Annotated in this window: 10 protein-coding genes; 5 read left to right on the top strand and 5 right to left on the bottom strand. The window is 60.2% G+C overall.

Features of this window, described 5'->3' with window-relative positions:
- Positions 1-4: 4 nt before the first annotated feature.
- Entirely contained in the window at positions 5-556 is a 552-nt protein-coding gene (locus tag AB4N48_RS09435) for an RNA polymerase sigma factor (RefSeq protein WP_041480103.1), read from the bottom strand.
- Entirely contained in the window at positions 553-1,272 is a 720-nt protein-coding gene (locus tag AB4N48_RS09430; protein ID WP_460095553.1) for a secretin and TonB N-terminal domain-containing protein, read from the bottom strand. The genes AB4N48_RS09435 and AB4N48_RS09430 overlap by 4 nt, the downstream gene beginning before the upstream one ends.
- A 149-nt stretch (positions 1,273-1,421) precedes the next feature.
- Between AB4N48_RS09430 and AB4N48_RS09425 the strand changes: the two genes are divergently transcribed.
- The gene (locus AB4N48_RS09425; RefSeq protein WP_041480100.1) at positions 1,422-1,724 is read left to right on the top strand and encodes a hypothetical protein; all 303 of its coding nucleotides are present in this window, start codon (positions 1,422-1,424) and stop codon (positions 1,722-1,724) included.
- 141 nt (positions 1,725-1,865) lie between these two features.
- Here the strand turns inward: AB4N48_RS09425 and AB4N48_RS09420 are convergent, their stop codons facing one another.
- Complete coding sequence (locus AB4N48_RS09420; protein ID WP_460095229.1) at positions 1,866-2,306, bottom strand: carboxymuconolactone decarboxylase family protein; 441 nt, start codon at positions 2,304-2,306, stop codon at positions 1,866-1,868.
- A gap of 444 nt (positions 2,307-2,750) precedes the next feature.
- On the opposite strand from AB4N48_RS09420, the gene pdxR reads away from it, so the two are divergent.
- Positions 2,751-4,184, top strand: a complete 1,434-nt coding sequence (pdxR, locus tag AB4N48_RS09415) for a MocR-like pyridoxine biosynthesis transcription factor PdxR (RefSeq protein ID WP_256810104.1) — start codon at positions 2,751-2,753, stop codon at positions 4,182-4,184.
- Positions 4,185-4,307: 123 nt separating this feature from the next.
- Entirely contained in the window at positions 4,308-4,601 is a 294-nt protein-coding gene (locus AB4N48_RS09410; protein WP_016774982.1) for a putative quinol monooxygenase, read from the top strand.
- 76 nt (positions 4,602-4,677) lie between these two features.
- Here the strand turns inward: AB4N48_RS09410 and AB4N48_RS09405 are convergent, their stop codons facing one another.
- Positions 4,678-5,649: an IS110 family RNA-guided transposase gene (locus AB4N48_RS09405; RefSeq protein ID WP_056786210.1), complete on the bottom strand. Its 972-nt coding sequence runs from the start codon at positions 5,647-5,649 to the stop codon at positions 4,678-4,680.
- Between the two features lie 372 nt (positions 5,650-6,021).
- On the opposite strand from AB4N48_RS09405, the gene AB4N48_RS09400 reads away from it, so the two are divergent.
- The gene (locus AB4N48_RS09400) at positions 6,022-6,423 is read left to right on the top strand and encodes a cupin domain-containing protein (protein ID WP_460095227.1); all 402 of its coding nucleotides are present in this window, start codon (positions 6,022-6,024) and stop codon (positions 6,421-6,423) included.
- 275 nt (positions 6,424-6,698) lie between these two features.
- Complete coding sequence (locus AB4N48_RS09395) at positions 6,699-7,997, top strand: NHL repeat-containing protein (protein ID WP_460095225.1); 1,299 nt, start codon at positions 6,699-6,701, stop codon at positions 7,995-7,997.
- Between the two features lie 61 nt (positions 7,998-8,058).
- On the opposite strand, the gene AB4N48_RS09390 is transcribed toward AB4N48_RS09395, so the two are convergent.
- Positions 8,059-12,954 (bottom strand): NAD-glutamate dehydrogenase, encoded by a 4,896-nt coding sequence (locus AB4N48_RS09390; protein WP_041480093.1) that lies wholly within the window; start codon positions 12,952-12,954, stop codon positions 8,059-8,061.
- Between the last annotated feature and the right edge of the window lie 40 nt (positions 12,955-12,994).

Genomic DNA, 12,994 nt, shown 5'->3' with positions numbered 1-12,994 from the left:
GTCACTATTCGCTAGACGGTTTTCCGGCCCCGCGACCGAACCGCTGAAACACTTTTCTTTCCAGTTTCGCTGCGCAGAAGCCCAGCGCGGCTTTGATTTCCTTCTCGACCATGCGCGTGGAAATGCCGAAACGCTGGGAGATTTCCAGGTGTGGCGCCTCTTCCAGCCGCGCGGCGATGAAGATCCGCCGACGCCGTGCGGGCAGTTCGTACAAGGCGCTGAGCAGGGCCTGCATCTCCTTTTGCCCGCCGACCACCCGCGCCGGGTCGAGGGCTTCGTCGCCCAGTTGCAGCAGTTCCTCGACTTCGGTGCCGGTGAGCAGGCGCGCATCGGCCTGACGGCGGTCGGCGGCGATGTTGAGGGCCATGCGATACAGGTAGGCGTTGGGCTTGAGCAGGTTCGGCGGGGTTTCCATGCGATCGACCCGCAGCCAGGTCTCGTGCAGCACGTCGTTGGCCAGGTCCTCGGAACCGAGGCGGCGGCGCAGGCGCACGCGAAAATCCTCGTAGGAGCTGAGGAACAGCTGGCCCATCGTGCTTTGTCCGGCGTCTTTCATCCCCCGGAAACTCCTTCCCATCTCGTGCATTCCATGCGTTTCCCTGACGACTCCGGTAACAACAGCAACGTGACCGGCTGGCGCAAGGCGCTGGGCGTCGGCCGATCGATTGTGAGGTTGCGAAAACTTTCCACCAGCGCGTTATCGCGCCGTACATCGCCGGTCGAAGTGACCAACCGGTTGTGCTGCACCACGCCGTCGCGCCCGACCCACACCTGCAACACCGCGCGATAACTGCCCGGCCGTGTCAGCGGCGAGCGGCACAGCTTGCGCTCGATCGCCGCTTGCACCGCCGTCGCATAACTGCGGTTGACCGCGACCGCAGCCGGCGTGGGTTTGTCCGTCGGCACTGGCAGGTCTTCCACCTGCGCCGCTTGCAGGGTGAACGCGTCGGCGCGGGCGTAGCGCGCCATCAACCCGGTGCCGCCGAGCAGATGGCGCAAGGCATCGGCGGCGGTGTATTCGCCATCCACGGCGAGGGAGCGACGGCCCCGGCTCAACTGGCTGTCTACCAGCACCGCGACGCCCGTGGCGCGGCTGTACTGATCCAGCGCCCGAGCGAGTTCCTGCGCCGGGATGTGCAAGGTCATGCGCATGTCCGCCGCCGGATCAGCATTGGCCGCGCAGGTCAGCAGACCGAGCAGCCACCCCAGACCCGCGCGGCGCACAAGCGTCGCCGAGCGCTGAAGACTGATCCGCGAACTGCCTCGCTGCACGACTGGCGCACCCCTGAAAATCGCTATCCTGCGGGGCATTTATGACTCTGGTATGACGGGCAGTGCAAAAAAACCATCACGGGTTTTGCGCCGCGCTTGCACTAGACTCAAAGCCAGAGCGGCCCATTCGGGCGGGCCAGGAGGCGGAAATGAAAACGCGGTGGATGTGGGTCTTGCTGATGACGGTGGGCGCGGCGCAGGCCGAAGAGCCGCTGGGCTGTGTCGAGGTCACGGTCGGCGGTTACAAGGCGCCGAATTACGATTGCCTGAGCCAGCAGATGGGCAACAATCCCGACGGCGCGGCGGCGGCGCAGAAGAACATGGAAGCGTTGAATGTGCCGGTGCACAAGCGCGCGCCGAATCAGGTCGGACTGGCGACCCCGGCGGCGACGAGTACGCGGATGGGCAATACGTTTGGCACATCAGTGAAACCGCAGCGGCCGGCGAATTAGGCAGGTTGATCGTTCCCACGCTCTGCGTGGGAATGCCTCAAGGGACGCTCCGCGTTCCATTGGGACGCAGAGCGTCCCGGGCTGCATTCCCACGCGGAGCGTGGGAACGATCAGATCCCCTCGCCACAGGGATGGGTGCTTTCAGTCACTCGGGATCTGACGGAAGCTGACAGCCAAACGATTCCAGCTGTTGATGGTGCTGACTGCAACCGTCAGGTCCACCAGTTCGCCTTCATCGAATTGCTCGCGCGCTTGCTGGTAGACGTCATCCGGCACGTGGCTTTCGGCCAACAGCGTCACTGCCTCGGCCCAGGCCAGCGCCGCGCGTTCGCGGGGGTTGAAGAAGTTGCTGTCGCGCCACACCGCGACCGCATACAGGCGCCGATCACTCTCCCCGGCCCGCCGCGCGTCGACCGAATGCATATCAGTGCAGAATGCGCAGCCGTTGAGTTGCGAAGCGCGGATCCGGATCAATTGCAGCAGCGGCGCTTCGATGCTCAAGTTGGCGGTCAGCGCCTCCATGGCAATCATCGCTTTCATCGCCTTGGGCGAAGCGTTGTAGTAATCCAGACGCAGGGACATGGCGCGGCTCTCGGCAGGCGGAATGATGAGTTTCACAGTAAGGGCTGTGCAGGCTGTGTTACAGCCCCAATTCCATGAATTCCGGCTACACCAATGAACCTCGGCCAAACGCAATACCTGTGGGAGCGAGCCTGCTCGCGAAAGCGGTTTCCCAGACAAATATTCATCCACTGCACCACCGCCATCGCTGGCAAGCCAGCTCCCACAAGGTTTAACGTCGTTCACAAGATTTGTGCACGCCGCGAAAACTGTGGGAGCTGGCTTGCCAGCGATAGCGGAGTGTCAGACAACGAATCTGTTCAATGACAGACCGCTTTCGCGAGCAGGCTCGCTCCCACAGGGACTTGCGCCAATTTGCGGTATTTACTCCACGCAACTACTGCCATAAGCCCAACAACGCTAATCTGACCGACACCTCACTCAACACCCGGGAGCCTCGTCGGTATGGAACTTCATGTCGTGATCAACGGCCGCAAGGATCTTGCCGGTCAGTTGTATCAGCAGTTGCGCGCGGCGATTGAGTCCGGGCGGTTGGCGGCGGGTACGCAGTTGCCGCCGAGCCGCTTGCTGGCCGAGCAATTGGGCATTTCGCGCAAGACCATTTCCGACACCTATGCGCAGCTGACCTACGAAAACTTCCTCACCGGGGTGATCGGCAAAGGCACCTACGTCAACGCCCGCCCGGCGCAGGTGCAACGCAAGCAGAGCCACACCGAGCTGGCCAGTGCCGAGGTGATCGAGAGCTGGCGCAATCTGCCGGTGTTCCTCCGTCATCCGACGCTGGAAGGTTCGCTGCGCTACGACTTCATCGGCGGCGCCACCAGCAAAGGCCAGTTCCCCCACGACGACTGGCGCCGCTGCGTCGCCCATGCGATGCGGCAGATGGCGCAGTCGAAAGGTTTCTACAGCGTCGCCGAAGGCTTGCCAGCGCTGCGCAATGCGATCGCCCGGCACATCGCCTTTTCCCGTGGCATCAACTGTCAGGACGAGGACATCGTCGTGTGCAACGGCGCGCAACAAGCGCTGGACCTGATTGCCCGCGTACTGACCCGCCCCGGCAGTCTGGTGGCGATGGAAGACCCCGGCTATCCGCCCGCGCGCTTGTTGTTCGGCACGCATGGCGCGGAGGTGGTCGGGGTGCCGGTGGATGCCGAGGGCATTCAGGTCGAGCACATTCCCGATGGCACCCGGCTCATCTATGTGACGCCATCGCATCAGTTTCCGCTGGGCATGGCGATGAGTCAGGCGCGCCGCGAGGCCCTGCTCGCCCGTGCCCACGAGCTCGGCGCGATCATCATCGAGGACGACTACGACAGCGAATTCCGCTACGAGGGCCGGCCCACCGATTCGCTGTACAACCTCGATCAGCGCGGTATCGTCGCCTACGTCGGCACCTTCTCGAAAACCCTGCTGCCGGAGTTGCGCCTGGGCTACGCGATCCTGCCGCCGTCGATCATCGAGGCGGTGATCCGCGCCAAACAGCTCACCGATCTGCACGCCTCGACTCTGCCGCAATGGGCGCTGGCCAAGTTCATCGCCGAGGGTTGCCTGCTCAAGCACATCCGCCGCTGCCACACGATCTACGCGCAACGCCGCGAGCGGATCCTGGCGCGGATGGCGACTGACCTTGCACCGTGGCTGCAAGCCGTGCCGGCCAGCGCCGGGTTTCACATGGCGGTGTTCTGCAAGGTGCCTATCGATTTGCCGTTGGTCATCGAGCTGGCGAAAAAGGTTGAGGTCGGCCTGTATGCGATCAGTGGTTTCTACTACCAGCAGCCGGCGAAAGAAGGCCTTTACTTCGGTTTCGGCGCCATCGAAACCCTCGACATCGACATCGCCCTCGATCGCCTGCGCGACATCCTCGAACAGCTGTCATGAGCCGTTGGTATAAGGCTTTTACCGCCGATTGGTTATTGGTGATTCACGGCGGCAGGCCTATTCTGCACAGGCGTTATCCCTCAGTGAGCAGGATTCGTCCGGCCTGATTCAGGAGTGTGAGCAATGTCCAACGAAGTGATCAACACGGTTGAGGTGAAGGCTGTTGCGGGCCGCTCGGAAGAGCTCGGCAAGCAATTGCAGAAGATCGTCGACACCCTGCGCGAAACCCCGGGCTGCGATTCCTACCTGGTCGACCGCTGCCCCGAGGACAGCCACCGCTGGACGGTCAGCGCGCGCTGGCAGTCGGAAGCGGCGATGCAGGCGCATTTCAACCGGCCCGAGGCACAGGGGTTTATCGACCTGATCGATAGCCGCCTGGCCAATAGCGTCGATTTCAACAGCTTCCCTATCGTCTAAAAGCAAGATCAAAAGATCGCAGCCTTCGGCAGCTCCTACTCTGGAATGCGTTCCCCTGTAGATACCGTCTTGAGCCTCACCGGGCAAGCGCAAGTTTCGGGTCATATGGCAGTCCTGACTTGAGCACTCCGTAAACGAAGTGCAGCAGCTTGCGCATTGCTGCGCAGATGATCTGCTTGGGGGCCTTGCCATTGGCTTCCAGGCGTTCTTTCATCGCCTTGATCGCCTTATTGTGTTTCAGCGCCACCATGCCAGGCATGTAAAGGCCTGCACGCAGCCGTGCTGACCCTACTCTTGAGATCAGGGTGTGACCTTTGAGCTTTCCTGATTCCTGCAGCTTTGGATTGAGCCCTGCAGCAGCGACCAGTTGGCGAGGATCACTGTATTTGCGCAAGTCACCCAGTTCGGCGAGCAATCGTTCAAGCGTTTTTTGTCCGATGCCGTCGATGGTTACGATGAGATCCCGCATCTGACGCATATCCGGGTCGTCATCGATGTGTTTTTTGATCGCCTTATGCGTTTCTACGATCTCTTTTTCGATATGGCGCAGAACGGAGTTGATCGAGTCTTTGACCTTTTCGTCGGAAACGTCCAGACGATTGAGCTCCATTTGTTCCATTTCCTGAAGGTCATCCAGGCGGCGCACCATTGCTTTTAACTGGCGGTATTTCAGCGGCTCAGGCGCCCATGGGTGAAGTTTTTGATCCTTTTCCCGGGCAAAGTCGGCGATCAGTTTGGCATCGCTTTTATCAGTCTTGATGCGGCGCAGTTCGCTGTCAGCGTACGCTTTGGTCGTAGCCGGGTTCACGACGCAGACCCGGAAGCCTTTGTTGTAAACGAATTCCGCGAGCTCCAAATGGTAGACGCTGGTGGCTTCCATCACGATCAGGGCCGAACGCTCGGCATTTTTTTCTAGCCACGCCTCAAACTCTTTAAAGCCCTTTGGATCGTTGGCCAGCTTGGCCTTGGTTTTGTGCTTGCCGTTGGGCTGGTGTGTAGCGATATCAAAGGTGTTCTTTGCGATGTCGACGCCAACGAAACCGGACATGATTGATTCTCCACTTGTTCCCTGTTGCGATCATCACGTCACTCTGTCCAACCTTGCGAATGCGGGCTCTCGCCGCAGGCGGGCCCAAGATACCGTGCGAACTGTACGAGTGAGTGTGGAGGGCTGGAGCACGATCTACGTCACAGGCAAAAAGCCTAAGGAGCTGCGCGGCTTCCAAGTCCCTCCCTCGATGATCAGTCGAGAACTATCGCTCCTGACGGAGCGTTAGTCGAGATACAAGGAGCTGCCGAAGGCTGCGATCTTTGCTTTTGAACCAGAATTGGTCACCTGATCTTCGCGAATATTGGCCGTTTGAACCGGCCACATTGCGGCCTACTGTGAGCACACCCCCACCATCACAGGTAACCCGCCATGAAAGCCCTGCACCTCGTCGCTGCCGCCCTCGCCTTCACCCTCTCCGCCTCGGCAATGGCTCACGACCCATCCGAAAAAATCACCGTCCTGCAGGACCAACTGCTGAAAAACGCCCCCGGCAAGAAAGCCATGATGATCGAAGTCGACTACCAGCCCGGGCAATCCTCGATCGCCCATAAACACGAAGGCACGGCGATGGCTTACGTGCTCGACGGCGAAGTGATTTCCCAAGTCAAAGGCGAACAGGCGATCACTTACAAAAAGGGCCAGTACTGGTACGAGCCGGCCGGCTCCGAGCATCTGGAGTCGAAAAATGCCAGCTCGACCAAGCCTGCCAGGTTGCTGGTGTTCATGGTGATGGCCCCGAACGAGCAGGTGCTGATCCCGCTGGAAAACTGATGGCTGCCTGATCACATTTGGAATGCGATCAACCGTGGGAGCGAGCCTGCTCGCGAAGGCGCCAGACCACACACCACAAAAACCCTCAGACATTAAATCCCCGGCAAGACAGGCCATCCCGTCTTCCAAATCCACAATCATCCGCCGCCGTCCACTGTCAGGTCTGACAGTGGACAGCGCGACCGAAAGCTTCCCAAATACCAGCACTGCGTTGATTTGCCGGTCCCTATCGACTGATCGCTTTACGCAAAAACAGCGTATTCGAGGAGCAGACCATGACTAAAGTAAAAGACACCGCTGTGCATAACCTGGACCCCACTTTCGGCCCCGACCAAAATGGCCTCACCTGGTTTAAATATCCCGATCAGGAAAACGGCTTCGCCAACGCAGTTGCCGTCGCGGCGGACGGCAAGCTGCTGATCGCCGCAAGTCCGGGCAACAAGTTCGCCATTGTGCGATTGAAGCCTGATGGCACACAGGACACTTCGTTTGCCCGGGATGGCGTGGCCAGCGGGGTTTTCGCTCCGGGCTATAAATCCACGGGTGGCAGCATCAGCATCCTCAAGAACGGAAATCTGTTGCTTCAGGGTGCCTTTTATCTACACGAATACGCACAGCCACAACGCTGCCTGGCAATGTTTCGCAATGACGGAACGCCCGAGACCGCATTTGGCGTCAACGGCGTAGTCTTCGTTGATCCGATTCCGGTGCCCGCGCTCACGTCGTCCGAGATCGAACTTGGGCAAAAACGCACTACGGCATCCGATTACAGTGGCCATGCCATTGAACTGGACGACGGAAAACTGATGGTGTTGAGCAACCATCGATATTCCCCCAATGACCAATGCGGTCTTTTGATCAGACTGCAAAGCAACGGGGCTCTGGACACTGCGTTTGGCCAGGGAAAGGGTTACGTCGTGATTCGATACCTGGCCAACTTCACGTGGTCTGGCTCACTGATCCGGCTCCAGGACGGCAAATTCGCCATCGCAGGTTACGTTTCACGTGAAAACCGCTACCGCGCAATGATCGCCCTCTTCGACGCCACAGGTAAGCCTGTCAGCAGCTTTGGCGATAACGGTTTTGCCCTGTTCGACCGCCTGGACAAGCTCAGTCAGATCAACCAACTGGTCGAAATGCCTGGTGGCAACATCCTTGGCATCGGTAGCGCCACCTCGAAGGATTTTGTTCACCAGGGCGTCCTGGTTTGTGTCGACAGGAACGGGAAATACGCCATCGACTTCAATGAAGGGAGGCCTGTCCTGACGTCCTATCCAAAAGCCCTTTTCGGCATCCAATGGACTGCTGGCACGCTGAGGGACGGACACATCGTCGTGCTTTCCAGCACCCACGGCGAACAAGACTCGGAAATCGTCATTGCCCAGTTCAAATCGGAAGGCTATCCAGATCGCGATTTTGCCGACGACGGTGTGCTGGTCATCAATCTGACCGCCGTGCTCGACATGGCGGGAGGCCTTGCCATTCAGAACAATCAGCTTGTCGTAGCCGGAACATCCCTGCCCCGTACGGACGGCGTCGGTAGCTTCGCCTTTCGCTGCGCCGATACGTTCTGAATGACAGACAAGAAAAAGCCCCGCCTCTTTCGAGAGCGGGGCTTCTTCATTCAGCCACTACTTACGCCAGTTCAAGCTCGGCATTCGCAGTCACCGCAGGCACGATTGCTTGCCCGCTCAACGCCAGATCCAGCAGTTCACGGTTGGCCACCGCGTACATGGCGTAGTCCGTACCGCTCGCAGCACGGATTTCCACCAACATGGCGCGCCAGCGTTCGATCATGCTTTCGTGCTGGGCCATCCACAGCGCCAGGCGTGCTTCCACGTCCTGCGAGCCGTCGCCCTGTTGCAGGACGGAGATGGTGATCGCCCGTTGCTGCCAGTCGACGTCATCACGGAACGCTTCACGGGCCAGAGCCTGCCAGTTGTTTTCAACCGGCAGAGCGCTGATCTGTTGCAGGTACCAGGTGATGTCCAGTGCAGAGCCGACGGCGAAGTAAGCCTTGGCCACTTCGGCCGGGTTCTGCCCGGTGACGTCTGCGGCTTCGATGATCGGCAGCAGCGTGTACAGGTGCGAAGTACCCGCAACCATACGCGCCAGCAATTCCGGCACACCGGCTTCGACGTACGCCTGATAGCGCGACTGCCAGTTCTCGCGGATTTCGCCGCTGAGCAGTTCGTCGAGTTTCAGACCCAGTTCTTTCAGGTGCGGACCGAAATGCGCGACGTCACGGGCAGCGTTCTGCTCGTTGCGGCGGGCACGCAGGAACCAGCGCGTGGCGCGACGGCCCAGACGCATCAGCTCGTCCATCAGTTCCAGCTGCACGTCAGCGGAAACCTGATAGTCCAGCGCTTCGATCTGACGGAACCAGTGCGGGAGGTGGAAGATGTCACGCACGATCACGTAAGCGCCAGCCACATTCGCCGGGCTCATGCCGGTCGACTCTTTGAGTCGTTGCACGAAGGTGATGCCCATGTGGTTGACCAGATCGTTGGCGATCTGCGTGCTGACGATCTCGCGCTTCAGACGATGACGACGCATGGCTTCGGAGAACTTGCTGACCAGGGTCGGCGGGAACGCCGTTTCCATGTCGCGGGTCAGGTAGTCGTCGTCCGGCACCAGCGAGCCCAGCAGCTGCTCTTTGAGGTCGATCTTGCTGTAGGAAATCAGCACCGACAGCTCAGGACGGGTCAGGCCGTGGCCCTCAGCGACGCGCTCGGTCAGTTGCTCTTCGGTCGGCAGGAATTCGATGGCACGGTCCAGCTTGCCACGGCCTTCCAGATCGCTCATCAGACGCTTGTACTCAGCGATGCGCGCGTAGGCACGGCGCGCCGCCAGGGACAGGGCCTGAGTCTGCTTGTAGTTGTTGCCCAGCACCAGATTGCCGACTTCGTCGGTCATGCTCGCGAGCAACTGGTTGCGTTGCTTGTCGGTCATGTCACCGGCCTGAACCACTTCGTTCAGCAGGATCTTGATGTTCACTTCGTGGTCGGAGCAGTCCACGCCACCGGCGTTGTCGATGAAGTCGGTGTTGGAACCGCCGCCATTGAGACCGAATTCCACGCGACCCAGTTGGGTCATGCCGAGGTTACCGCCCTCGCCCACGACTTTGCAGCGCAGCTCGTTACCGTTGACGCGCAGTGCATCGTTGGCCTTGTCGCCGACATCGGCGTGGCTTTCGGTGCTGGCCTTGACGTAGGTGCCGATACCGCCGTTCCACAACAGATCCACCGGCGCCTTGAGCAAGGCATTGAGCAGTTCGGTCGGGGTCAGCTTGTCAGCCTGGATGTCGAAGCGTTCTTTCATCTGCGGCGAGATCGCGATGCTCTTCGCGCTGCGCGAGAAGATACCGCCACCTTCGGACATGATGCTGGTGTCGTAGTCGGTCCAGGCCGAACGCGGCAGGTCGAACAGACGCTGACGCTCGACGAAACTGGTCGCCGGGTTCGGGTTCGGGTCGATGAAGATGTGCATGTGGTTGAACGCAGCGACCAGTTGCAGCTTGTCGGACATCAACAGGCCGTTACCGAACACGTCGCCGGCCATGTCGCCGACACCAACCACGGTGATGCTGTCTTCCTGAACATTGATGCCGCGTTCGCGGAAGTGGCGCTGTACGCCGACCCACGCGCCCTTGGCGGTGATGCCCATTTTCTTGTGGTCGTAACCGGCCGAACCACCGGAGGCGAACGCGTCACCCAGCCAGAAGCCGTAGTCGATGGCGATGCCGTTGGCGATGTCGGAGAAGGTTGCAGTGCCCTTATCCGCCGCGACCACCAGGTACGGGTCATCATCGTCATGACGCACGACGTTGACCGGCGGCACCAGGGCGCCGTCCTTCAGGTTGTCGGTGATGTCCAACAGGCCGGAAATGAAGATGCGGTAGCAGGCGATGCCCTCGGCCGCGATTTCGTCTCGGCTGCCGCCCAGTGGCAGGCGACGCGGCAGGAAGCCGCCCTTCGCGCCCACTGGCACGATGACCGAGTTCTTCACTTGCTGGGCTTTTACCAGGCCGAGCACTTCGGTACGGAAGTCTTCTTCACGGTCGGACCAGCGCAGGCCACCACGAGCAACGTTGCCGAAGCGCAGGTGCACGCCTTCGACGCGTGGCGAGTAAACGAAGATTTCAAACTTCGGCACTGGCTTGGGCAGCTCAGGGATCGCATGCGGGTTGAACTTGAAGCTGAAGTACGACTTGTTCTGGCCGTTGGCATCCGTCTGATAGAAGTTGGTGCGCAGGGTGGCTTTGATCAGGTCGAGGTAACGACGCAGGATGCGGTCTTCGTTGAGCACCTGAACATCGTCCAGTGCAGTCAGAATCGCTTGTTCCAGACGCAGTTGCTTGTCTTCCAGATCGTCGCTGCCGAGCTTGCGCGCCAGGTAGAAACGGGTCTTGAACAACCGGGTCAGTTCGCGAGCGATGTCGGTGTGGTTGTTCAGGGTGCTGGCGATGTAACCCAGGTCGAAGCCCAGACGAATCTGCTTCAGGTAACGGGCGTAGGCACGCAGCAGCGCGACGTCGCGCCATGGCAGACCAGCGGTCAGCACCAGACGGTTGAACGCATCGTTCTCGGCATCGCCGCGCACGATGTGCACGAACGCGTCCTGCAGGGTGTCGTTGAGTTGCTGGATGTCGAGGTCCAGACCTTCAGCGGCGGTGAAGGCGAAATCGTGAATCCAGAATTCGCGGCCGTTGGTGTGGCGCAGGCGATACGGGAATTCACCCAGCACGCGCAGGCCGAGGTTTTCCAGAATCGGCAGGACGTCGGACAGCGCCAGCGGCGTGTCGGCGTGATACAGCTTGCAATGCAGCTCGCGCTGGCCGGAGACCTGACCGAGCGGCTGATAGAAGCTCATCACCAGCGGATTTTTTTCGTTGAGGCTCAGCAGGTGCTGCATGTCGACCACGGCCGAATGCGCGGCAAAACGCTCGCGGTAACCGGCCGGGAAGCCTTTCGGGAAGTCGGCCAGCACGTTGGTGCCGTGGGCTTCGCCGAAGCTTTCGACGGTCAGTGCGGCGTAGTCGTCCTGCCAGCTGCGGCAGGCCTGAACCACTTCTTTTTCCAGCAGCAGCGGGTCGATGTCGAGGCGGTTCTTCGGATCGACGCGCAGGATCAGCTGCACACGGGCCAGCACGGATTCCGAGAAGAAGGTCCAGAATTCGCAATCGGACGCCTTCAGGCGCTCCATCAGCACTTGCTGGATCTTCTGGCGCACTTCAGTGGAATAAATGTCGCGCGGCACGTAGGCCAGGCAGTAGCAGAAGCGACCGTACGGGTCTTTGCGCAGGAACACGCGGATCTTGTTGCGTTCCTGGATCTGCACGATCGACATCACGGTGGTGAACAGTTCGTCGACCGGGGTCTGGAACAGGTCGTCACGCGGTAGCACTTCGAGGACCTGTGCCAGTTCCTTGCCCAGGTGAGCCTTGGACTGGAAGCCGGAGCGGCGCTCGATTTCTTCGACCTTGCGGCGGATGAACGGGATGACCCGCACGCTCTCGCCGTACACCGACGAGGTGTACAGGCCCATGAAGCGGTGTTCCTTGATGACTTTGCCGTCGGCGTCGATTTCACGGATCGACACGTAATCCGGGTAAGCCGGACGGTGCACACGGCTCGGGTGCGCAGCCTTGGCGAACGACAGCAGGGTCGGTTCGCGCAGATAGGACACGGCGTAGTCTTCGATGCGCAGGTCTTCGTAGGTCAGGCCGGTGCGCAGCAGTTTCGTCAGGCCGAGGAAGGAGTTCCGGTCGTACTCGATGTGGCCGCCATCGGCTTGATCGGTAACCACGAACTCTTCGTAGCCGAGGAAGGTGAAGTGGTTGCCCACCAGCCATTCCAGGAAGCTCTTGATTTCGTTCTTTTCGTCGGCATCGACCGGATAGGCGCTGTTGTCGAGCTGGGTGAGGATGTCCTGCACCTTGGCTTTCATCGGCTCGAAGTCAGCAACGGCGACGCGCACTTCACCGAGCACCTGCTCAAGCTCTTTGCTCAGCACGTTCAGCTCGGCCGCGTTGGCGCAACGGTCGATTTCCAGGTACATCAGCGATTCGTGCAGCACGCCTTCGCCGGTGCTGCCTTTTGGCAGGATTTCCAGCAATTCGCCCTTGCTGCCACGACGCACGCTGAGCACGGTGGTCTGCAGGGTATGAATGCTGTAGCCGCGACGGTTCAGCTCGGTACGCACCGAGTCGACCAGAAATGGCAGGTCGTGGTGCAGCACTTCGACCGCGGTGTGGGTCGACTGCCAGCCGTGACGTTCGTAATCGGGGTTGTAGACACGCACTTGCGGTTGCGCGTGATCGAAGCGCTCAAGCAGGCGCCACGCAGAGAGAGTACAGCCAGCGAGGTCGGAGAGGCGACGTTGAGTCAGCTCGTCCAGGGAAATGATGCCGAAGAATTGTTCAGCGAACAGCGCCACTTGTGGCAGTGCCTGTTCACTGATGTGCTGCGCCAGTGCCGCTTGCAGTTGGTGCTGGAAGTCGGCTTTGCTGGCTGCGGTGAAGAACGCCATCTGTGGTACTCCGCTTAAGCTTGTTATTGATGGAAAGCGT

The organism is Pseudomonas sp. S2_C11 (assembly GCF_054668395.1).
Note: the sequence above shows the minus strand (reverse complement) of the source record. Positions and strands in the feature narration are given on the sequence as shown.

Bases quoted from the DNA above. Each gene is read 5' to 3' on its own strand.
- AB4N48_RS09435 (WP_041480103.1), bottom strand. From the start codon at position 556: ATGAAAGACGCCGGACAAAGCACGATGGGCCAGCTGTTCCTCAGCTCC.
- AB4N48_RS09425 (WP_041480100.1), top strand. From the start codon at position 1,422: ATGAAAACGCGGTGGATGTGGGTCTTGCTGATGACGGTGGGCGCGGCG.
- AB4N48_RS09420 (WP_460095229.1), bottom strand. From the start codon at position 2,306: ATGTCCCTGCGTCTGGATTACTACAACGCTTCGCCCAAGGCGATGAAA.
- pdxR (WP_256810104.1), top strand. From the start codon at position 2,751: ATGGAACTTCATGTCGTGATCAACGGCCGCAAGGATCTTGCCGGTCAG.
- AB4N48_RS09410 (WP_016774982.1), top strand. From the start codon at position 4,308: ATGTCCAACGAAGTGATCAACACGGTTGAGGTGAAGGCTGTTGCGGGC.
- AB4N48_RS09405 (WP_056786210.1), bottom strand. From the start codon at position 5,649: ATGTCCGGTTTCGTTGGCGTCGACATCGCAAAGAACACCTTTGATATC.
- AB4N48_RS09400 (WP_460095227.1), top strand. From the start codon at position 6,022: ATGAAAGCCCTGCACCTCGTCGCTGCCGCCCTCGCCTTCACCCTCTCC.
- AB4N48_RS09395 (WP_460095225.1), top strand. From the start codon at position 6,699: ATGACTAAAGTAAAAGACACCGCTGTGCATAACCTGGACCCCACTTTC.
- AB4N48_RS09390 (WP_041480093.1), bottom strand. From the start codon at position 12,954: ATGGCGTTCTTCACCGCAGCCAGCAAAGCCGACTTCCAGCACCAACTG.